Genomic DNA, 17,859 nt, shown 5'->3' on the forward strand with positions numbered 1-17,859 from the left:
CCTGCCTCAGTTCCAGTCCAGCACAACCTTTCCCGACTGGCCGGACTTCATCGCGGCGAACCCGGCTTCGAAATCATCAACGCCAAACCGGTGGGTGATGATGGCCGAGACATCCAGCCCGTTTTCCAGCATTGCGATCATCTTGTACCAGGTCTCGAATATCTCGCGGCCATAGACGCCCTTGATCGTGATCGCCTTGAACACGATGCGGCTCCAGTCCACCGGCGATTTTCCCGGCGGTATGCCCAGCATGGCGATCCGCCCGCCCATGGTCATGGCCTCGACCATCTGATCCAGTGCAGCCTGTGACCCCGACATCTCCATGCCGACGTCGAAACCCTGCTTCATCTTCAGGCGGGCAATGACGTCGCGCAGGTCTTCCTGGGCCACGTTGACAGGCACCACATCCGCGACCCTGGCCGCCAGTTCCAGCCGCGCCGGGTTGATGTCGGTGATTGCCACGTGCCGCGCACCCACGTGCCGCGCCACCGCCGCCGCCATGATGCCGATCGGCCCGGCACCGGTGATCAGCACATCCTCGCCCACAAGGTCAAAGCTCAGCGCAGTGTGTACGGCATTGCCCAGAGGGTCCAGGATCGCGCCGATGTCATCGCTGATCGTATCGGGCAAGGGCACCACGTTGAAAGCGGGCAGTTTGAGGTATTGCGCAAAGGCCCCCTGTTCGTTCACGCCGATGCCCCGCGTCGCCGGGTCGAGGTGGAACTTGCCCGCACGCGATTGCCGCGATTGCTTGCCGATCAGATGCCCCTCGCCCGAACAGCGCTGCCCGATCTCCAGCCCTTCGACATTGCGCCCGATCTCGACAATCTCGCCCGCGAATTCGTGACCGGTGATCATCGGCACGGGCACGGTCTTTGCCGCCCAGTCGTCCCAGTTCCAGATATGAATGTCGGTGCCGCAGATGCCGGTCTTGTTGATCTTGATCAGCACGTCGTCGGCACCGATCTCGGGCACCGGGGCATGGGTCATCCACAGGCCTTCTCGCGCATGCAGCTTGCTCAGCGCCTTCATCTCGTTGGTCATGACAGCACCCCGCAGGCCTTGCCCGCCACCTCGAACGCCGTCAGCGCGCGATCCAGCTCATCGCGCGTCAATGCCGCATTCATCTGGGTGCGGATCCGCGCCTGTCCGCGCGGCACAACCGGGAAGAAAAAGCCCGAGACATAGACGCCCTCCTCGAACAGGCGCGCGGCCATGTCCTGCGCCAGCTGCGCTTCACCCAGCATGACCGGAACGATGGGATGTTCACCCGGCAGCAGGTCAAACCCCAGCCGCTCAAGACCGGCGCGCCAATAGGCGGTATGCGCGAACAGCTTCTCACGCCGGTCGTCGCCCGCCTCGACCAGGTCCAACGCCTTGAGCCCGGCCATGACGATGGCAGGCGGCAGGGAATTGGAGAAAAGGTAGGGCCGCGCACGTTGGCGCAGCAGGTCGATCACCGGCTGCGGCCCTGCGATATAGCCGCCGATGGCCCCGCCCAGCGCCTTGCCCAGGGTGCCGGTCAGCAGGTCCACATCCACCCCGAAATGGGCGGGCGTTCCCGCGCCCTTTGGCCCCATGAACCCAGTGGCATGGCAATCGTCCACCATCACCAGCGCCTCGTATTTCTTTGCCAGCGCGGTGATCTCAGGCAGTTTCGCCAGATAGCCGTCCATGCTGAACACACCATCCGTCGCGATCAGGATGAACCGTGCGCCGTCCTCCCGGGCAAGTTTCAACTGCCCTTCCAGATCGTCCATGTCGCTGTTGGCGTAACGATACCGTCTGGCCTTGCAAAGCCGGATGCCGTCGATGATGGAGGCATGGTTCAGCGCATCCGAGACAATGGCATCTTCCGGTCCGAACAGCGGTTCGAACAGGCCGCCATTTGCGTCGAAACAGGCGGCGAAAAGGATGGAATCATCCTTGCCCAGGAAGGCCGCCAGCTTCTGTTCAAGCTCACGGTGAATATCCTGCGTCCCGCAGATGAAGCGGACAGAGGCCATGCCGAACCCTTTGGGGCCCATCGCATCCTGCGCCGCCGCGATCAGCTCGGGGTGATCGGCCAGCCCCAGGTAGTTGTTCGCGCAGAGGTTGATGACGGAATGCCCGCCCACATTGATTGTCGCGGCCTGGGCGGAGGTGATCATCCGCTCTTTCTTCATCATGCCGTCCGCATCAATCTGCGTCAGGATGTTTTCGATATGGTTCAGATAGGCCTGGGTCATGCGCATGTCCTTTTCCTTGCTCTAACATGGCGCATCACGGCACAAAACCTAAATATCCAATATTCCGGAAATTTTCTTTTATAGCAGAAACACGCGCGCGCTTCAGGCGTAATGTACCACCAGAAAGGCCCGTGCCGGACCTTCATGCGCAGCGATGCAATGGTTCACATCCGCAGGATAGCGGGCGGTGTCAGATGTATTCAGCACCTGCGCGCTTTCCCCGCTGCGCAGGCTGATGCGGCCTTCGATCACGGTCAGATGCTCGCGCGCACCCCGCGCATGCGGCTGGCTGTCCAGAGCACCACCGGCGGCAATGTAAAGATCGTAAACCTCATGCCTGCCCGCCTCCTCTGGCGGGGACAGGATGCGAATCCGGCACCCGGAACCAAGATTGTTGATGGCCGGCACATCCTGTGCCCTGAGCAATTCAATCCGCGACACCTGTGGCGCGCCGTCCAGCAGACCGGCGAAATCGACCTGCAAGGCACGGGTCAGGTTCCACAACGTCGCAATGGTGGGCGATGATTCTCCCCGCTCGATCTGGCTGACCATGGACCGGGACACACCCGACAATTTCGCAATCGCCTCAAGCGACAGGCCCTGCCCCAGCCGCGCCTGTTTCAGGCGCGCAGGCAGCTGGGTCAACATTGTGTCAGAGCTTTCCGTCATGACGGAGGAATTGACCGCGCCCGGGTGAAAGTCAACAACCGACCAACGCGCAACACATGGAATTGACGTGAGGTCCCGGCAGGCTTTTCCTGACATCCGGCAAGAGCTGCGGCATATTCGAACAAACATCAAAGGAACCGTCATGACACAAGACATCGTTATCCTGGGTGGCGCACGGACCGCCATTGGCACTTTTGGCGGGTCACTGGCCGGTACACCCCCCATCGACCTGGGGACTGCTGCGGCGAAAGCCGCGATGGAACGCGCGGGGGTGACCCCTGATCGCATCGGGCATGTTGCCTTTGGCAATGTCATCAACACCGAACCGCGCGACATGTATCTGTCGCGTGTCGCCGCCATGCAGGCGGGTGTGCCCGACGTGGTTCCGGCGATGAACGTGAACCGCCTGTGCGGGTCCGGTGTGCAGGCCATCGTGTCGGTTGCACAATCCCTGATGCTGGGTGACGCGGAATTCGGCCTTGCCGGCGGGGCAGAGAACATGTCGCGTTCGCCCTACCTCCTTCAGAACGCCCGCTGGGGTCAGAAGATGGGCGATGTCAAATCGCTGGACATGATGCTGGGGACATTGAACTGCCCCTTTGGCAGCGGCCACATGGGCGTCACTGCGGAAAACGTGGCGGCGGAACACGGGATCAGCCGCGAGGACATGGACGCCTTCGCGCTGGAGAGTCAGCAAAGGGCGGCGGCGGCCATCGCGGCAGGATATTTCAAGGAACAGATCACCCCTGTCGAGATCCGGGTAAAGCGCGATACGGTCAATTTCGAGGTTGATGAACATCCCAAGGCCACCACGGCAGAGGCGCTGTCAGGCCTGCGCCCGGTGTTCAAGAAGGACGGCAGCGTGACGGCGGGCAATGCCAGCGGAATCAACGATGGCGCGGCTGCGGTCGTTCTGGCCACCGCTGAAGCAGCTGAGAAATCCGGCCTGACCCCCCGTGCGCGGATCATCGGCTATGCCCACGCCGGGGTAAGGCCTGAGGTGATGGGGATCGGCCCCGTGCCCGCGGTTGAAAACCTGCTGGCGCGGACCGGGCTGACGGCCGGCGATTTCGATGTCATCGAAAGCAACGAGGCCTTTGCATCGCAGGCGGTGGCGGTTTCCCGGAAACTGGGCTTTGACCCCGCAATCGTGAACCCGAATGGTGGCGCGATTGCATTGGGCCACCCCGTCGGGGCAACAGGTGCGATCATCACGGTCAAGGCAATGTACGAGCTTGAGCGGATCGGCGGCAGGCGCGCCCTGATCACCATGTGTATCGGCGGCGGTCAGGGGATCGCGCTGGCCATCGAACGGATGGGCTGACCCCAGGGCCTGTGGCGTTCATCTTCCACCACCCGTTTCAGTCGGAAATGAATGTCCACTGAGCCTAGATCACCGGACGCTTGTTCAGATGGTCAACGCGCTGCGCAACCTCGTCACGCAGGATGCCCGGGCGCGGCTTGTCCTGCAGCGTGGTAAACCAGTGCTCCGGCGGGTTCCTGCCCCGCCGGTTCCCGTCGAACCGTAACGCGCGCAGCACGGCTTCGGCAGGGGCAGGCAAGAGACCGGGCAGCGCATGATCATTCAGTATGCCCCAGATGCCCGCCCACATCCGGCCCACCGACCACGGATTGTACCCACCCCCACCCAGAACCAGCAGCCTTGGGGCAAGCCCCCGGATGGCGCGCAGAACGTCCCAATGGGCATTGTTGCTGAGCTGCATGTGCGACAACGGGTCCTCTTCAAGACCATCGGCACCGCATAGAAACACGATGGCGTCGGGCTGAAACGACAGCAGGCGCGGGATCAGGAATTCCTCTCTGACAAAGGCCATTTCGGTATCGTTGAATCCGCGCGGCACCGGCAGGTTGAAGGCATTTCCGCCACCGTCGTTTTCCAGCGGGCCGGTGCGGGGCCACAGGCGTTCTTCGTGGATCGACATCATCAGGCAATCCGGATCACCGGCAAAGCCGACCTCCACCCCATCCGGGTGATGTGCGTCTATGTCCAAAAAAGCGATTCGCCGGACCCCGTGATGCCGCAGGGACAGCATCGCCAGAACCGGATCGTTAAGATAGCAGAAACCATTGGCGCGGTCCGGCATCCCGTGATGCGTGCCACCTGCCGGGCTGTAGACCGTCCCGCCATCCTTCAACAGTTCACCGGCAAGGATCGAACCGCCCGCCGCCGTCGCCGGTCTGCGGAAAATCTCCGGAAAGACCGGGTTCGTCACGCTGCCGATATCATGGTTCTCGAAATCTGCCGGGGTCGCGGCCTGTTCCTTCTCGATCCGCTGAAGCGCCGCGATATAGCGCGGGGTATGCCAATGGGTCAGCGCTTCGGGCTTGGCGCGGGGTGATCTGATGAATTGGCCCTCCTCCATCCAGCCCAGCGCCCGCGCCAGATCCATGACCGTGGACACGCGCGGCACCCGCAAAGGGTGCCAACGGCCGTAGGTCGAATGGCGGTAAATGTCGTGACCGATGAACAGGGGCTGCCTCATCGGCCAAATCTAACCTGCCACCACACAAATGCCATCTCTGTCGGGCAGAAACGAAAAAGGGCACCCGAAGGCGCCCTGATCCGGTCATTCAGAAACAGGTCTTATCTGGTGCCGTCAAGACCTGCTGCAGCTTCCGACACCATGGCGTCCAGATTCTGGTCGCAGATTGTCATGAAAGCTTCCATCGCAGCTTCATCCATCGGCACTGCCGTCATGTTGGATGCCGCGGTATTGCCGCCGGTCGGCTCGACCGCCTGGGCTTCACCGTCGATGACACTGCCGGTTTCGGAAGTACCGTCAGTCGCTTCCTCGGCGGAGGTGGTTCCCATGGTGCCCTGGTCTGCCTTGGCATTGCCATCGGTCACCATTCCGTCGGTTTCGCCGTCAATTTCGGCAATTGCCATCGAGGCAACGGTCATCTGTTCTTCGGGGGTCAATGCCTTGTATTCGGCACATGTCATGGAAGTGCTCATGTGCGCATCGGCAAGGGCGGGTGCGGCAACGCTGCCCATCAGGCTTGCGGCGGCGATTGTTTTTACGACAAAATTCATAATCATACTCCTTGATTTACTGTTGAAGAACCAACACTCACGGCGGCGGGCAGTTCCGTGACGGCCCGGTGCAGCCCGGCGAAACCTGCGTGATGCGCCGCTCAATACATTGCTTTTATTTATAAAAATTTTCTGATCTTTCTTTTCGTTTGAAGCGAATAACTTTCTGCCCCTATGTCTTAAGACATTCAAAAGCCACAACCGGACCATCCGACCGCCAGGCGCACCGCCCTGATCTTATCCACTGGACGGTTCCGACCACTGCGCATAACCTTCGGAAAAATGGTCAGATATACATTCAAAAGATTGCTCTCCCTCCTGCTGAGCCTCGCTGTCGCTTCGCTGGTGATCTTTGCCGTGATCGAAGTGGCACCCGGCGATCCGGCGTCCTTCATGCTGGGCATGAACGCGCAGCCTGAAACCCTTGCCGCGCTGCGTACCGAACTTGGCCTGGATACTTCGAAGGTGGCGCGATACCTGGCCTGGGTCGGCGGCATGCTGACCGGCGATTTCGGCACCTCCTATACCTATCGCACACCGGTGATCGGGATGGTGGCAGACAGGTTGTGGGTCTCCCTGCCGCTTGCACTTTATGCGCTCGCGCTCAGCACCGCCGTGGCCTTTCCCGCCGGGATTTTTGCCGCGTCGCGCCGGGGACAGGCGGGCGACATCGGCGTCATGGGGGCCACCCAGCTTGGCGTTGCCATCCCGAACTTCTGGTTCGCAATGATGCTGGTCCTGATCTTTGCCATCAACCTGCGTTGGTTCGCGGCCGGCGGCTTTGTCGGCTGGGACAAGGGTTTCTGGGCCGGGATGCATGCGCTGACCCTGCCTGCCATAGCCCTTGCCCTGCCACAGGCGGCCATTCTTGCACGCGTCATGCGGTCGTCGCTGCTGGATGTGCTGGGCGAGGATTTCATGCGCACCGCCCGCGCAAAGGGGCTGACAGAGCGGCAGGCGCTGTGGCGGCACGGCTTGCGCAATGCGTTGATTCCGGTGCTGACCATCATCGGGCTACAGTTTTCCTTCCTGCTGGCCGGGTCGATCATCATCGAACAGGTGTTCTACCTGCCCGGTCTGGGGCGGCTGGTGTTCCAGTCGATTTCGGCCCGCGACCTGATCGTGGTGGAATCGGTGGTGATGCTGCTGGTCTTTTCGGTCATCGTGGTCAATTTTCTGGTCGATCTTGCCTATGCCGCCGTGGACCCCCGGCTGAGGTCGCGGTCATGAGGCGAAATCTGATCCTTGGCGGGATGCTCTCGGCGCTCTTCGTGCTTGCGGCGCTGATCAGCTTTGTCTGGACACCCTATGATCATGTGGCGCTGAACATACCGAACAAGCTGCAAACGCCCAACGCGGTGCATCTGCTGGGCACCGATCATTTCGGGCGCGACATCCTGAGCATGATCATGGTCGGCGCACGCACCTCCATCGCGGTGGCGCTGGTGGCGGTGGGCATCGGCATGGGGTTGGGCATTCCCCTCGGGCTATGGGCCGCCGCACGGCAGGGCAGCTGGCTTGACGAGTTGATCATGCGCGGCAACGACCTTGTCTTTGCCTTTCCCAGCATTGTCATCGCAATCCTGATCACCGCGATCTTCGGCGCGGGCGCGATCAACGCGATCATCGCCATCGGTATCTTTAACATACCCGTTTTTGCCCGGATCACACGGGGTGCGGCCCTGTCGCTGTGGCAGCGCGAGTTCATCCTTGCGGCGCGGGTGGCAGGCAAATCCGCGGCACGCATATCGGTCGAACATATCCTGCCCAATGTCACCAACCTGCTGATCGTGCAGGGCACCATCCAGTTCTCCCTGGGTATCCTTGCCGAAGCGGCGCTGAGCTATGTTGGCCTGGGCGCGCAGCCGCCGACACCCTCCTGGGGCCGGATGCTGGCCGATGCGCAGACGCTGGTCAGCATTGCGCCGCATATGGCGCTGGTGCCGGGCTTTGCGATCATCCTGACAGTGCTTGGCCTGAACCTGATGGGCGACGGTTTGCGTGACTATCTCGACCCTCGGCTGCGGGTCGTCCGCGCATGAGCCTGCTGTCGATCCAGAACCTGTCACTGTCGATCTACGGTCTCGACATACTGCGGGACGTGACCCTGTCCATCGCCGCGGGGGAGATCGTCGCCATCACCGGCGAAAGCGGATCGGGCAAATCGCTGACGGCATTGGCAGCGATGCAGCTCCTGCCGAAGGGAACGCAAATAAAGGGCCGGATCATGTTGGGCGAGACGGACCTGACGCAGCAGGACGAAAAGACGCTCTGCGGCATCCGGGGCAACGACATCGGCATGGTCTTTCAGGAGCCGATGACCGCGCTCAATCCGGTGCAGACCATCGGCGCGCAGGTCGCCGAGACGATCCGCATCCACGACCGCAGCATATCGCGTGCCGCCGCTGAGATCCGCGCGGCAGAGACGCTGACCCGCGTGGGCCTGCCGCAGGACCGGTTCCCGCTTGGCCGCTATCCGCATGAATTGTCGGGCGGCCAGCGCCAGCGTGTGGTGATCGCCATGGCCATCGCGCTGCGGCCCCGCCTGCTGATCGCCGACGAACCCACCACCGCGCTGGACGTCACGACCCAGGCGCAGATCCTCGACCTGCTCAAGCATCTGGCCCGCGCCGACGGGATGGGCCTGATGATGATCACCCATGACCTCGCCGTGGTGGCCGACATGGCAGACCGCATCACCGTGATGCGCGAGGGCGAGGTGGTGGAAGAGGGTGAAACCAGGCATCTGCTGCGGCATATGAATCATCCCTATACCAGGATGCTCTTCGCCGCCTCCGGCCACCAGGTTTCCCTGCCCGAGGTCGCCGCACAGCCACCATTGCTTGAGGTCACGAATGTCAGCCGCGACTACCGTCTGCCGCGCACGACCCTGTTCAGCCCGGCGGGGTATTTCCGTGCCGTGGATGACGTGTCCTTTACCATCCACCGGGGCGAGCGGCTTGGCCTTGTCGGGGAGTCGGGGTGTGGAAAATCCACCCTGACCCGCGCGGTGCTGGGGCTTGAGCAGGTTCAGTCCGGCACGATCACACTGGACGGCGCGCCGGTATTCTCGGGCAATGCGCCCAACCTTGCGGTGCGGCGCAAGATGCAGGTGGTGTTCCAGGACCCTTTTGGCAGTTTCAACCCCCGGCATCGGGTGGACCGTCTGGTGACGGAACCGTTTCACCTGCTGCCCGACCCGCCAGTCGGCACGGACCGGACACGGGCGATTGACGAGGCGCTGACCGCCGTGGGGCTGACCCCGGCGGACGCCCGCAAGTACATCCACGAATTCTCCGGCGGGCAGCGGCAGCGCATCGCCATCGCCCGCGCGCTGATCATCCGGCCCGAGCTGATCCTGTTCGACGAGGCCGTCAGCGCGCTGGATGTCTCGGTGCGCGCGCAGATCCTCGATCTGCTGGCGGAGCTTTGCGGCACCTATGATCTGACCTATCTGTTCATCTCGCATGATCTGTCGGTGGTACGCACCGTGACCGACCGGGTGCTGGTCATGCAATCGGGCAAGATCGTCGAAGAAGGGCCGACAGCGGAAACCTTTGACAACCCGCAGCACCCCTATACCCGCAGCCTGATCGACGCAGCCCCGGTCCTGCCGCAAATTCACGCGGCAGAATGACGGCCAGGATTTCCATAGCCCCGGTGCCGGAGTCGCGCCGCGCCGTCCTTGACGGGATGGCCCGCAGCTATTTCCGGGAGGTGCTGCCAAATGGCCCGGCCTTCTTTCCCAATGCGCTGGACCGCTACTGGATCGAACCCGGCCGCCATCCCTATCTGATCGAACAGGACGGCGAGCCCATCGGCTTTGCCCTGGTCTGGAACCACCCCGACGGGACCCACGAATTGACCGAATTCACCATCCTGCCCGCCCACCGGCATCAGGGCATCGGAACCCAGGCCGCCGAGATGATATTTCTCGCGCTTGGCGGGGATTGGGTGCTTGGCGTGGCAAGGAACCCGGCGGGGGCGATGGTTTTCTGGCAGCACTGCCTTGAGGCCTGCGAAGGTGTCTGCGAAATCACGCGCCGCCCGCCGCGAACTGCCAATCAGGCAGGAAGTTTCTCTTTTCGCGTCGAACGCTGAGCGGGCTTGGCAAGCCATCCGACAGGCGGCACAGTAGAGTCCTCACCCAATTGGAAGGAGCCCATGCCATGAGACTGACCGGAAAAACAGCCATCATCACCGGCGGCGCCTCCGGGTTCGGGGCCGGCATCGTGCGTCGGTTCCTGCAAGACGGTGCGCGCGTCATGATCGCCGATCTGAACGGTTCCGCCGCAAGCGATCTGGCGCAGGAAATGGGCGATCACGCCATCGCACATACCGTCGACGTCAGCGACGGCCTTTCCGTCAGCGACATGTGCCGCACGGCGATCGAGGAATGGGGCCATGTGGACATCCTGATCAACAATGCGGGTGTGACTCACCTGCCGACCCCTCTTGATGAAGTGTCGGAAGAGGATTTTGACCGCGTATTCAATGTGAACATGAAGTCGGTCTACCTGACCGCCCGCGCATTGGTGCCGCATATGAAGGAACGCGCGGCAGGTGCGATCCTCAACATTGCCTCAACCGCCGGTGTCTCGCCCCGTCCGAACCTGAACTGGTACAATGCCTCCAAGGGCTGGATGATCACCGCGACCAAGACAATGGCGGTCGAACTCGCCCCCAAGGGCATCCGGGTGAACGCGCTGAACCCGGTCGCGGGAGAAACCCCGCTTCTGAAAAGCTTCATGGGCGAGGACACGCCGGAAATGCGGGCGAAGTTTCTGTCCACCATCCCGCTTGGCCGGTTCTCGACCCCGCAGGACATGGGGAATGCGGCGCTGTTCCTCTGCTCGGACGAAGCCAGCATGATCACCGGTGTCGCCATGGAAGTCGACGGCGGCCGCTGCATATGAAGACCGTCAATCTCGCCGGGAAGCTGGCCCGGATCAGCAGCCACTGGGATCCGCATGTGATCGCGGATTACAACGACAATGACGTCATGGTTGTCAAATTCCAGGGCGCTTTCCCGTTTCATCTGCACGAGGACACTGATGATTTCTTTCTGGTGCTCAAGGGGGAAATGGTGATGGAGCTTGAAGACGAGGCGCATCCAGTGAAGGCCGGGGAAATCTTTGTCGTGCCGAAAGGCGTGACCCACCGGCCGCGCGCCGATCAGGAATGCGAGGTTCTGCTGATCGAGCCAAAGGGTGTGCCGAACACCGGCGACCCGGCAACCGCCGCCGCGAAACCCCGCATCTGACCAGATGCCTTTTCAGATGCTGTTCCCGAACCAAAGCAGGCGTGCCCCATGAACACCGGCCCCAGAAACCTGATCACGGATGTCCCCGGCCTTTGGGTCGGCAACGCGCAGGACGAGATGCTGAAATCCGGCACGACCGTTGTTGTCGGGGATGCGCCCTTTACCGCATCGGTGCATGTGATGGGTGGTGCTCCCGGCACGCGCGAGACCGATCTGCTTGCCCCGGACAAATCCGTCGAAGCCGTGGATGCGCTGGTGCTCTCGGGCGGCTCCGCATTCGGGCTCGACGCCTGTTCCGGCGTGGTTGACGGGCTGCGCGCGGCGGGGCGCGGTTTTCAGGTGGGCGGTGCCGTCATCCCGCTTGTACCGGGGGCAATCCTGTTCGACCTGCTCAATGGCGGGGACAAGACCTGGTCCGACAACCCATATCGCGCGCTGGGGCGGCGGGCCTTCGACGCGGCAACGCTTGAATTCGAACTGGGGACAGCCGGTGCAGGCACCGGTGCGCTGAGCGCGATGATGAAGGGCGGACTTGGCTCTGCTTCCCTCGTGCTGCCGGATGGCACCACGGTGGGGGCGCTTGTCGCTGCCAATCCGGTCGGGGCCGTGACCACACCGGGGGACCGGCATTTCTACGCTGCACCTTTCGAGGTGGGGGCTGAATTCGGCGGTCTGGGGCCGGATCCCGCCAGCGGCCTTGGCATGTCGCTGGACAGCCGGAAGCTGCGCGCGCAAACGCCACGGGAAAACACCACCATCGCGATTGTCGCCACCAACGCCGCACTGACCAAGGCGCAGTGTCACCGCGTCGCCGTCGCGGCACATGACGGCATCGGTCGCGCAACGGTCCCGGCGCATACGCCACATGATGGCGATCTGGTCTTTGCGCTCAGCACCGGGGGCGGCACCCCCGGTGATGTGATGATGATCGGCCATGCCGCCGCCCTGTGCCTGTCCCGCGCCATCGCCCGCGCGATCTTTCACGCGTCGCCACGCCCCGGTGACCTCTTGCCCTGCTGGAGTGATCTGAATGCCTGATCTCGCGTTGAACGACCTGTCCCTGCATTATGAAGTCGAAGGGAACGGACCGCCTCTGGTCCTGCTCGCGGGCATGCTCAGCGACAGTGCCGCCTGGACACCCCTTGTGCCCCTGCTTCGCAACAGTTTCACGCTGATCCGCCCTGACAACCGCAGCACTGGACGCACAACGCCAAAGGACGCGCCGGCGACAATGGACCTGATGGTCCGCGACGTGATCGCGCTGATGGACCATCTGGGTCATGCGCGGTTTCACGTGGCGGGGCATTCGATGGGCGGGCTGATGACGCTTGAGATTGCCGGTCTGTTCGCAGACCGGGTTGCATCCGCAACCGTCATGGCCTCGGGCCGGGTGCGCAGCCCGCGCACAACGGCGGTGTTCGACGCGTTGCTGGCCATCCGCCGGATGCCAATGGGCGAGGAGACATGGCTGCGCGCGCTCTACCCCTGGATCTTCGGGCCCGCGTTCTTCACCGATCCCGGCAATGCCGAAGCGGCGCTCAAGGCTGCATTGGCCTATCCCTATGCGCAATCCCCGGACGCGATGGCCCATCAGATTGACGCCTTCAAACTCTTCCGGCCAGAGGCAAGCCTTTCAGACATCACCTGCCCGGCGCTGATCCTCTATGCCGCGCAGGATATCCTTGTGCCGCCTGCCCTGGCGAAACCGGGTTTCGACGGGATCGTGAAGAAGACCGAATTCACCGTGGAAAATGCCGGGCATTCGATCATCTGGGATGCGCCGGGCGATGTCGCATCCCGCCTGCTCGATTTCCTTTCAGAACATCCGATCAGATAGGACGCCCCGCCTTGATATTGCATCGCCAATACCCTGCCGCGCTACGCGCTCCCGGGACATTGGCGATGTGATCTGCCTTTGGTCAAAGGCGGGGCGTTGAAGCATCCGGCTGGTACGGCGGCGTGGCCTGTTCCAACGCGGGGATCGCCATGCAATTGTCGTGAATTCTCAGGATGGTCGGACAGTTTCTCATATCGACCTCAAAGCGCGCGTTGTTCAGGACCTGGGCGTAAAGGCACAGATCGGCCAGCCCAACGGTATCGCCGTGACAGAACTTTCCGGTCTCAGGCTCAGCGGCCAGCCGCGCCTCAAGCGCCTGCATGCCCGCCCCGGCCCACTTGCGGAACCAGGCCGCCTTGCCCGCCGCGTCCACGCCGAATTCAGCCTCCAGATGCTGGAGGATGCGCAGGTTGTTGACCGGGTGGATGTCCAGCGCGACGATCTGCGACAGGCTGCGCACCCGCGCCCTGCCCCATGGGTCAGCCGGCAACAGCGGCGGCTCCGGATGCACTTCGTCCAGCCATTCGAGGATCGCCAGAGATTGCGGCAGCGCACCCTGCGGCGTGACCAGCGTCGGGACCAATCCCGAAGGGTTCAGTGCCAGGTGTTCGGCGCTGGCCTGCTCCCCCTTCAGCAGGGAAAGCGGGACGTAGTCATAGCTGAGCCCCTTGAGGTTCAGCGCGGCCCGGACCCGGACGGAGGTGGAGGACCGAAAATAATTATGCAGGACAAGATCGCTCATGCGCGCGGCCCGATGGTGACTTCCAGCTCGCCGATGCCTTCGACACCGCCGGTGATCACGTCACCGGTAACAACGGCCCCCACGCCAGCGGGTGTGCCGGTCATGATCACGTCGCCGGGTGCCAGGGCCATGGAATGGCTCAGGATCGAGACATGTTCACGCACTGACCAGATCAGGTCGGAAAGGTCCGCGTCCTGCCGAACCTTGCCGTTCACCGCCAGCCAGATGCGCCCCTTTTCGATACTGGGGACCTCCGCCAGTGGTTTGATCGGGGCAATCGGCGCTGATTGGTCGAATGCCTTGCCCCAGTCCCAGGGGCGGCCCATCTCCTTGGCCTCGCCCTGCAGATCGCGGCGCGTCATGTCCAGACCCACGGATGCACCCCAGACATGGTCCATCACATCAGCTTCGGCGATCCGCACGCCGCCCTTGCCGATGGCGATGATCAATTCGATTTCGTAATGCAGGTTCTCGGTCAGCAGCGGATAGGGGATCGTGCAGGGCGTATCCAATGCGGCATCCGCCGGCTTTGTGAAAAAGAACGGCGCCTCGCGCGTCGGGTCCTTGCCCATCTCGCGGGCATGCGCTTCGTAATTCCGGCCGACGCAGAATATCCGCCGGATCGGAAACCGGTTTTCGCTTCCCTGTACGGCAAGGCTGGCCTGCTTGGGCGGGTCGATTACATACATGAGACGGCTCCTCTGGTTGGACACACCGAACACCGGCTGTCAGGCATCGTCAATGCCGAGCGTATTGGCCTATGCCATCTGATGACATAGAAGGACAGAAAGTTACGGCAGGAAAGTCACATGAAAAAAGCACTCATCACCGGCGTCACAGGGCAGGACGGCTCTTACCTGGCCGAACTCCTGCTGGAAAAGGGCTATGAAGTGCACGGGATCAAGCGCCGCGCATCCCTGTTCAACACCCAGCGGATCGACCACATCTTTCAGGACCCGCACGAGCGGAACCGCAATTTTCACCTGCATTACGGTGATCTGACCGATACCTCGAACCTGACCCGCATCCTGGCCGAGGTGCAGCCCGATGAGGTCTACAATCTTGGCGCGCAAAGCCATGTCGCGGTCAGCTTTGAAGCTCCGGAATATACCGCTGATGTAGATGCCACCGGAGCGCTGCGCCTGCTGGAGGCGATCCGGTTCCTCAAGATGGACCAGAAGACGCGGTTCTATCAGGCGTCGACGTCGGAGCTTTATGGCCTCGTCCAGGAGACCCCGCAGACCGAAACAACACCGTTTCACCCCCGCAGCCCCTATGCCGTGGCCAAGATGTACGCCTATTGGATCACGGTGAATTACCGCGAGGCCTATGGGATGTATGCCTGCAACGGCATCCTGTTCAATCACGAAAGCCCGCGCCGGGGCGAGACCTTTGTCACCCGCAAGATCACACGCGGCCTGTCGAACATCGCACAGGGGCTGGAACCCTGCCTCTACATGGGCAACATCGACGCACTGCGCGACTGGGGGCATGCCAGGGACTATGTGCGCATGCAGTGGATGATGTTGCAGCAGGACAGGCCCGAGGACTATGTGATCGCCACCGGCGTCCAGTATTCCGTGCGCCAGTTCATCGAATGGTCAGCGGCCGAGCTGGGCCTGACCCTGCGGTTCGAAGGCAGCGGCGTGGAAGAGATCGGCATCGTCGACAAAATCACCGGCGACAAGGCCCCGGCACTGCGCGAGGGGGACGTGATTTTCCGCATCGATCCGCGCTATTTCCGCCCGGCAGAGGTGGAAACGCTGCTGGGTGATCCCTCCAAGGCCAAGGCCAAGCTGGGCTGGGTGCCCCAGATCACCGCGCAGGAGATGTGTGCCGAAATGGTCGCAAACGACCTGCGCAACGCCCAGCGCGAACGGGTGCTGAAGGATCACGGCTATGATCCGCAGATGTCGCGCGAGGACTGAGCGGTGGCGGGCAAGCTCTTTCTCACCGGTGGCGGTGGCATGGTGGGCCGCAACATCCGCGAACATGCGGCGGCGTCCGGTTGGCAGGTGCTGGCCCCCGGCTCTGCCGAGGTGGATCTGACGGATGCCCGCCAGACCGCCGATTACATCGCCGCACAGCAGCCCGACGTGATCGTTCATGCCGCCGGGCGCGTCGGCGGCATCCAGGCGAATATGGCGCATCCGGTGGCATTCCTGGAACAGAACATCGCCATCGGGCGCAATGTCATCATGGGCGCACGCGCCACAGGGGTGTCACGGCTGATCAACCTCGCCTCGACCTGCATGTATCCCGCAGAGGGGCAAAACCCCCTGCGGGAGGAAAGCATCCTCACCGGTCCGCTGGAACCCACGAACGAAGGCTATGCCATTGCCAAGATCATGGCGATGAAACTCTGCGACTATATCCGCGCTGAAGACCCCGAAGCGCAGTATAAGACGCTGATCCCCTGCAACCTCTATGGGCCATATGACAAGTTCGACCCTAAAGCCTCGCACCTGCTGCCGGCGATCATCCACAAGGTGCACGAGGCAAAACAGACCGGGGCCGATACGGTTGAAATCTGGGGCGACGGCACCGCGCGGCGCGAATTCATGTATGCGGGAGATCTGGCCGATGCCGTCTGGAAAGCGGTGCAGGATCCGGCCAGCCTTCCCGGTGCCATGAACATCGGGCTGGGTCATGATCATTCGATCAACGATTACTACGCAACCGTCGCCGGGGTGATCGGCTGGCAGGGGACATTCACCCACGACCTGTCCCGCCCTGTCGGCATGAAACAGAAACTCTGCGCCACCGACCGGCAAACCGCCTGGGGCTGGCAGGCCCCGACCACATTGCGCGACGGGATCGCCAAGACCTACCGCCATTACCTGGAGCACCATGCGTCATGAGCTTTACCTACCCCCTTGCCACGTCCTCCTGGGACGACGCGGAATATGCCGCCATCGACCGGGTGATCAAATCCGACATGTTCTCCATGGGGCCGGAGGTCCGCGCCTATGAGGAAGAATTCGCCGATCTCTTCGGCTCGAAATTCGCGGTCATGGTCAATTCTGGGTCTTCCGCAAACCTGCTGATGACAGCGGCGCTGTTCTACACCAGGAACGCCGCGCTGAAACTGAGCCGGGGGGACGAGGTGATCGTGCCTGCGGTCAGCTGGTCCACCACCTATTATCCCCTGTCGCAATACGGCCTGCGGCTGAAGTTCGTGGACATCGACCGCGAAACGCTGAACTACGACCTTGATGCGCTGGAGGCCGCGATCACCGACAAGACGCGCGCGCTGATGGTGGTGAACCTGCTGGGCAACCCCAATGACTTTGCCCGGCTCAAAGCCCTGACAGAACCGCGCGGCATCGTGATGATCGAGGACAATTGCGAATCCATGGGTGCTACCTTTGACGGCAAGCAGGCAGGCACCTTCGGCGTGATGGGCAGTTATTCGTCCTTCTTCTCGCACCACATCTCGACCATGGAAGGCGGCATGGTCGTGACCGATGACGAGGAGTTGTATCACGTCATGCTGTCCCTGCGGGCCCATGGCTGGACCCGGAACCTGCCCAAGTTCAACCACGTCACGGGTGAAAAATCGGACGATCCCTTTGAAGAGAGCTTTCGCTTTGTCCTGCCGGGGTACAACCTGCGACCGCTGGAGATGTCCGGCGCGCTGGGGCGGGAGCAGATCAGGAAGCTGCCGGGGCTGGTCGAAGGCCGGCAGGCCAATGGCGCGCTGCTGCAGGAAGCGCTTGAAGGGCATCCGCGCTTCATGATCCAGCGCGAGATCGGCAAATCAAGCTGGTTCGGCTTTTCGCTGGTCCTGCGGGAAGAACACGCCGGAACACGGGCGCAACTGGTCCGCGAATTGGGGGAAAAGGGCTTTGAGTGCCGTCCCATCGTGGCCGGAAACTTTGCCAAGAACGAGGTCATGCAACACATCGAGCACGAAATTCACGGGGTACTGGCGAATGCCGATTACATCGACGCCAATGGGCTCTTCGTCGGCAATCATCACTACCCCCTTCCCGAGGCGATCAGGGAATTGGCCAGGCTCTAGGTCACCGAAAACGCGGGCGTGCTGATTGTTGATCGTCTACC

General features: G+C 62.4%; 19 protein-coding genes. 12 read left to right on the forward strand and 7 right to left on the reverse strand.

The window, feature by feature from the left end; translation table 11 throughout:
* Positions 1 to 6: 6 nt before the first annotated feature.
* From tdh to PVW51_RS02225, 3 genes are all read right to left on the reverse strand, one after another.
* Complete coding sequence (gene tdh, locus PVW51_RS02215) at positions 7 to 1,044, reverse strand: L-threonine 3-dehydrogenase (protein ID WP_274573421.1); 1,038 nt, start codon at positions 1,042 to 1,044, stop codon at positions 7 to 9.
* Positions 1,041 to 2,228 (reverse strand): glycine C-acetyltransferase, encoded by a 1,188-nt coding sequence (locus tag PVW51_RS02220; RefSeq protein ID WP_274573524.1) that lies wholly within the window; start codon positions 2,226 to 2,228, stop codon positions 1,041 to 1,043. The genes tdh and PVW51_RS02220 overlap by 4 nt, the downstream gene beginning before the upstream one ends.
* Positions 2,229 to 2,330: 102 nt before the next feature.
* Positions 2,331 to 2,897 carry a helix-turn-helix domain-containing protein gene (locus PVW51_RS02225; protein ID WP_269363065.1) on the reverse strand — a complete coding sequence of 189 codons (567 nt, stop codon included), beginning with the start codon at positions 2,895 to 2,897 and terminating at the stop codon, positions 2,331 to 2,333.
* 142 nt (positions 2,898 to 3,039) lie between these two features.
* Here PVW51_RS02225 and PVW51_RS02230 point away from each other — a divergent pair, with 142 nt between their 5' ends.
* Positions 3,040 to 4,221 carry an acetyl-CoA C-acyltransferase family protein gene (locus PVW51_RS02230; protein ID WP_274573422.1) on the forward strand — a complete coding sequence of 394 codons (1,182 nt, stop codon included), beginning with the start codon at positions 3,040 to 3,042 and terminating at the stop codon, positions 4,219 to 4,221.
* 64 nt (positions 4,222 to 4,285) lie between these two features.
* Here PVW51_RS02230 and PVW51_RS02235 read toward each other — a convergent pair whose 3' ends face one another.
* Entirely contained in the window at positions 4,286 to 5,401 is a 1,116-nt protein-coding gene (locus tag PVW51_RS02235) for an acetoin utilization protein AcuC (RefSeq protein WP_274573423.1), read from the reverse strand.
* Positions 5,402 to 5,502: 101 nt separating this feature from the next.
* Positions 5,503 to 5,952: a hypothetical protein gene (locus PVW51_RS02240; protein WP_269363069.1), complete on the reverse strand. Its 450-nt coding sequence runs from the start codon at positions 5,950 to 5,952 to the stop codon at positions 5,503 to 5,505.
* Positions 5,953 to 6,234: 282 nt separating this feature from the next.
* On the opposite strand from PVW51_RS02240, the gene PVW51_RS02245 reads away from it, so the two are divergent.
* The 8 genes from PVW51_RS02245 to PVW51_RS02280 all read left to right on the forward strand — a co-directional run bounded on the left by PVW51_RS02245 (position 6,235) and on the right by PVW51_RS02280 (position 13,052).
* Positions 6,235 to 7,182, forward strand: coding sequence for an ABC transporter permease (locus tag PVW51_RS02245; RefSeq protein WP_114274116.1), 948 nt, complete (start codon positions 6,235 to 6,237; stop codon positions 7,180 to 7,182).
* On the forward strand, positions 7,179 to 7,994 hold the full coding sequence (locus PVW51_RS02250; RefSeq protein WP_269363072.1) for an ABC transporter permease: 816 nt from the start codon (positions 7,179 to 7,181) through the stop codon (positions 7,992 to 7,994). Before PVW51_RS02245 ends, PVW51_RS02250 begins: the two co-directional genes overlap by 4 nt.
* The gene (locus tag PVW51_RS02255) at positions 7,991 to 9,589 is read left to right on the forward strand and encodes an ABC transporter ATP-binding protein (RefSeq protein ID WP_274573424.1); all 1,599 of its coding nucleotides are present in this window, start codon (positions 7,991 to 7,993) and stop codon (positions 9,587 to 9,589) included. The genes PVW51_RS02250 and PVW51_RS02255 overlap by 4 nt, the downstream gene beginning before the upstream one ends.
* Complete coding sequence (locus tag PVW51_RS02260) at positions 9,586 to 10,053, forward strand: GNAT family N-acetyltransferase (protein WP_269363076.1); 468 nt, start codon at positions 9,586 to 9,588, stop codon at positions 10,051 to 10,053. The genes PVW51_RS02255 and PVW51_RS02260 overlap by 4 nt, the downstream gene beginning before the upstream one ends.
* 68 nt (positions 10,054 to 10,121) lie before the next feature.
* On the forward strand, positions 10,122 to 10,868 hold the full coding sequence (locus PVW51_RS02265; RefSeq protein ID WP_274573425.1) for an SDR family oxidoreductase: 747 nt from the start codon (positions 10,122 to 10,124) through the stop codon (positions 10,866 to 10,868).
* A complete protein-coding gene (locus tag PVW51_RS02270) occupies positions 10,865 to 11,215 on the forward strand; it encodes a cupin domain-containing protein (protein ID WP_274573426.1) in 351 nt (116 codons plus the stop codon). The genes PVW51_RS02265 and PVW51_RS02270 overlap by 4 nt, the downstream gene beginning before the upstream one ends.
* Before the next feature lie 48 nt (positions 11,216 to 11,263).
* Positions 11,264 to 12,253: a P1 family peptidase gene (locus tag PVW51_RS02275; RefSeq protein ID WP_274573427.1), complete on the forward strand. Its 990-nt coding sequence runs from the start codon at positions 11,264 to 11,266 to the stop codon at positions 12,251 to 12,253.
* Positions 12,246 to 13,052 (forward strand): alpha/beta fold hydrolase, encoded by an 807-nt coding sequence (locus PVW51_RS02280; RefSeq protein ID WP_274573428.1) that lies wholly within the window; start codon positions 12,246 to 12,248, stop codon positions 13,050 to 13,052. Before PVW51_RS02275 ends, PVW51_RS02280 begins: the two co-directional genes overlap by 8 nt.
* Positions 13,053 to 13,134: 82 nt before the next feature.
* Here the strand turns inward: PVW51_RS02280 and maiA are convergent, their stop codons facing one another.
* Positions 13,135 to 13,794, reverse strand: coding sequence for a maleylacetoacetate isomerase (maiA, locus tag PVW51_RS02285; RefSeq protein ID WP_274573429.1), 660 nt, complete (start codon positions 13,792 to 13,794; stop codon positions 13,135 to 13,137).
* Positions 13,791 to 14,483, reverse strand: a complete 693-nt coding sequence (locus tag PVW51_RS02290) for a fumarylacetoacetate hydrolase family protein (protein WP_274573430.1) — start codon at positions 14,481 to 14,483, stop codon at positions 13,791 to 13,793. The genes maiA and PVW51_RS02290 overlap by 4 nt, the downstream gene beginning before the upstream one ends.
* 120 nt (positions 14,484 to 14,603) lie before the next feature.
* Between PVW51_RS02290 and gmd the strand changes: the two genes are divergently transcribed.
* From gmd to PVW51_RS02305, 3 genes are read left to right on the forward strand one after another with little or no spacing between them, the layout of a single operon-like run.
* A complete protein-coding gene (gmd, locus tag PVW51_RS02295) occupies positions 14,604 to 15,722 on the forward strand; it encodes a GDP-mannose 4,6-dehydratase (RefSeq protein ID WP_274573431.1) in 1,119 nt (372 codons plus the stop codon).
* 3 nt (positions 15,723 to 15,725) lie between these two features.
* Positions 15,726 to 16,655 (forward strand): GDP-L-fucose synthase family protein, encoded by a 930-nt coding sequence (locus tag PVW51_RS02300; RefSeq protein ID WP_274573432.1) that lies wholly within the window; start codon positions 15,726 to 15,728, stop codon positions 16,653 to 16,655.
* Positions 16,652 to 17,818 (forward strand): DegT/DnrJ/EryC1/StrS family aminotransferase, encoded by a 1,167-nt coding sequence (locus PVW51_RS02305; protein ID WP_274573433.1) that lies wholly within the window; start codon positions 16,652 to 16,654, stop codon positions 17,816 to 17,818. The genes PVW51_RS02300 and PVW51_RS02305 overlap by 4 nt, the downstream gene beginning before the upstream one ends.
* The last annotated feature ends 41 nt before the right edge of the window (positions 17,819 to 17,859 follow it).

This window comes from Sulfitobacter sp. PR48, from assembly GCF_028807335.1.
Taxonomy (GTDB): domain Bacteria; phylum Pseudomonadota; class Alphaproteobacteria; order Rhodobacterales; family Rhodobacteraceae; genus Sulfitobacter.

Bases quoted from the DNA above. Each gene is read 5' to 3' on its own strand.
- tdh (WP_274573421.1), bottom strand. From the start codon at position 1,044: ATGACCAACGAGATGAAGGCGCTGAGCAAGCTGCATGCGCGAGAAGGC.
- PVW51_RS02220 (WP_274573524.1), bottom strand. From the start codon at position 2,228: ATGACCCAGGCCTATCTGAACCATATCGAAAACATCCTGACGCAGATT.
- PVW51_RS02225 (WP_269363065.1), bottom strand. From the start codon at position 2,897: ATGACGGAAAGCTCTGACACAATGTTGACCCAGCTGCCTGCGCGCCTG.
- PVW51_RS02230 (WP_274573422.1), top strand. From the start codon at position 3,040: ATGACACAAGACATCGTTATCCTGGGTGGCGCACGGACCGCCATTGGC.
- PVW51_RS02235 (WP_274573423.1), bottom strand. From the start codon at position 5,401: ATGAGGCAGCCCCTGTTCATCGGTCACGACATTTACCGCCATTCGACC.
- PVW51_RS02240 (WP_269363069.1), bottom strand. From the start codon at position 5,952: ATGAATTTTGTCGTAAAAACAATCGCCGCCGCAAGCCTGATGGGCAGC.
- PVW51_RS02245 (WP_114274116.1), top strand. From the start codon at position 6,235: ATGGTCAGATATACATTCAAAAGATTGCTCTCCCTCCTGCTGAGCCTC.
- PVW51_RS02250 (WP_269363072.1), top strand. From the start codon at position 7,179: ATGAGGCGAAATCTGATCCTTGGCGGGATGCTCTCGGCGCTCTTCGTG.
- PVW51_RS02255 (WP_274573424.1), top strand. From the start codon at position 7,991: ATGAGCCTGCTGTCGATCCAGAACCTGTCACTGTCGATCTACGGTCTC.
- PVW51_RS02260 (WP_269363076.1), top strand. From the start codon at position 9,586: ATGACGGCCAGGATTTCCATAGCCCCGGTGCCGGAGTCGCGCCGCGCC.
- PVW51_RS02265 (WP_274573425.1), top strand. From the start codon at position 10,122: ATGAGACTGACCGGAAAAACAGCCATCATCACCGGCGGCGCCTCCGGG.
- PVW51_RS02270 (WP_274573426.1), top strand. From the start codon at position 10,865: ATGAAGACCGTCAATCTCGCCGGGAAGCTGGCCCGGATCAGCAGCCAC.
- PVW51_RS02275 (WP_274573427.1), top strand. From the start codon at position 11,264: ATGAACACCGGCCCCAGAAACCTGATCACGGATGTCCCCGGCCTTTGG.
- PVW51_RS02280 (WP_274573428.1), top strand. From the start codon at position 12,246: ATGCCTGATCTCGCGTTGAACGACCTGTCCCTGCATTATGAAGTCGAA.
- maiA (WP_274573429.1), bottom strand. From the start codon at position 13,794: ATGAGCGATCTTGTCCTGCATAATTATTTTCGGTCCTCCACCTCCGTC.
- PVW51_RS02290 (WP_274573430.1), bottom strand. From the start codon at position 14,483: ATGTATGTAATCGACCCGCCCAAGCAGGCCAGCCTTGCCGTACAGGGA.
- gmd (WP_274573431.1), top strand. From the start codon at position 14,604: ATGAAAAAAGCACTCATCACCGGCGTCACAGGGCAGGACGGCTCTTAC.
- PVW51_RS02305 (WP_274573433.1), top strand. From the start codon at position 16,652: ATGAGCTTTACCTACCCCCTTGCCACGTCCTCCTGGGACGACGCGGAA.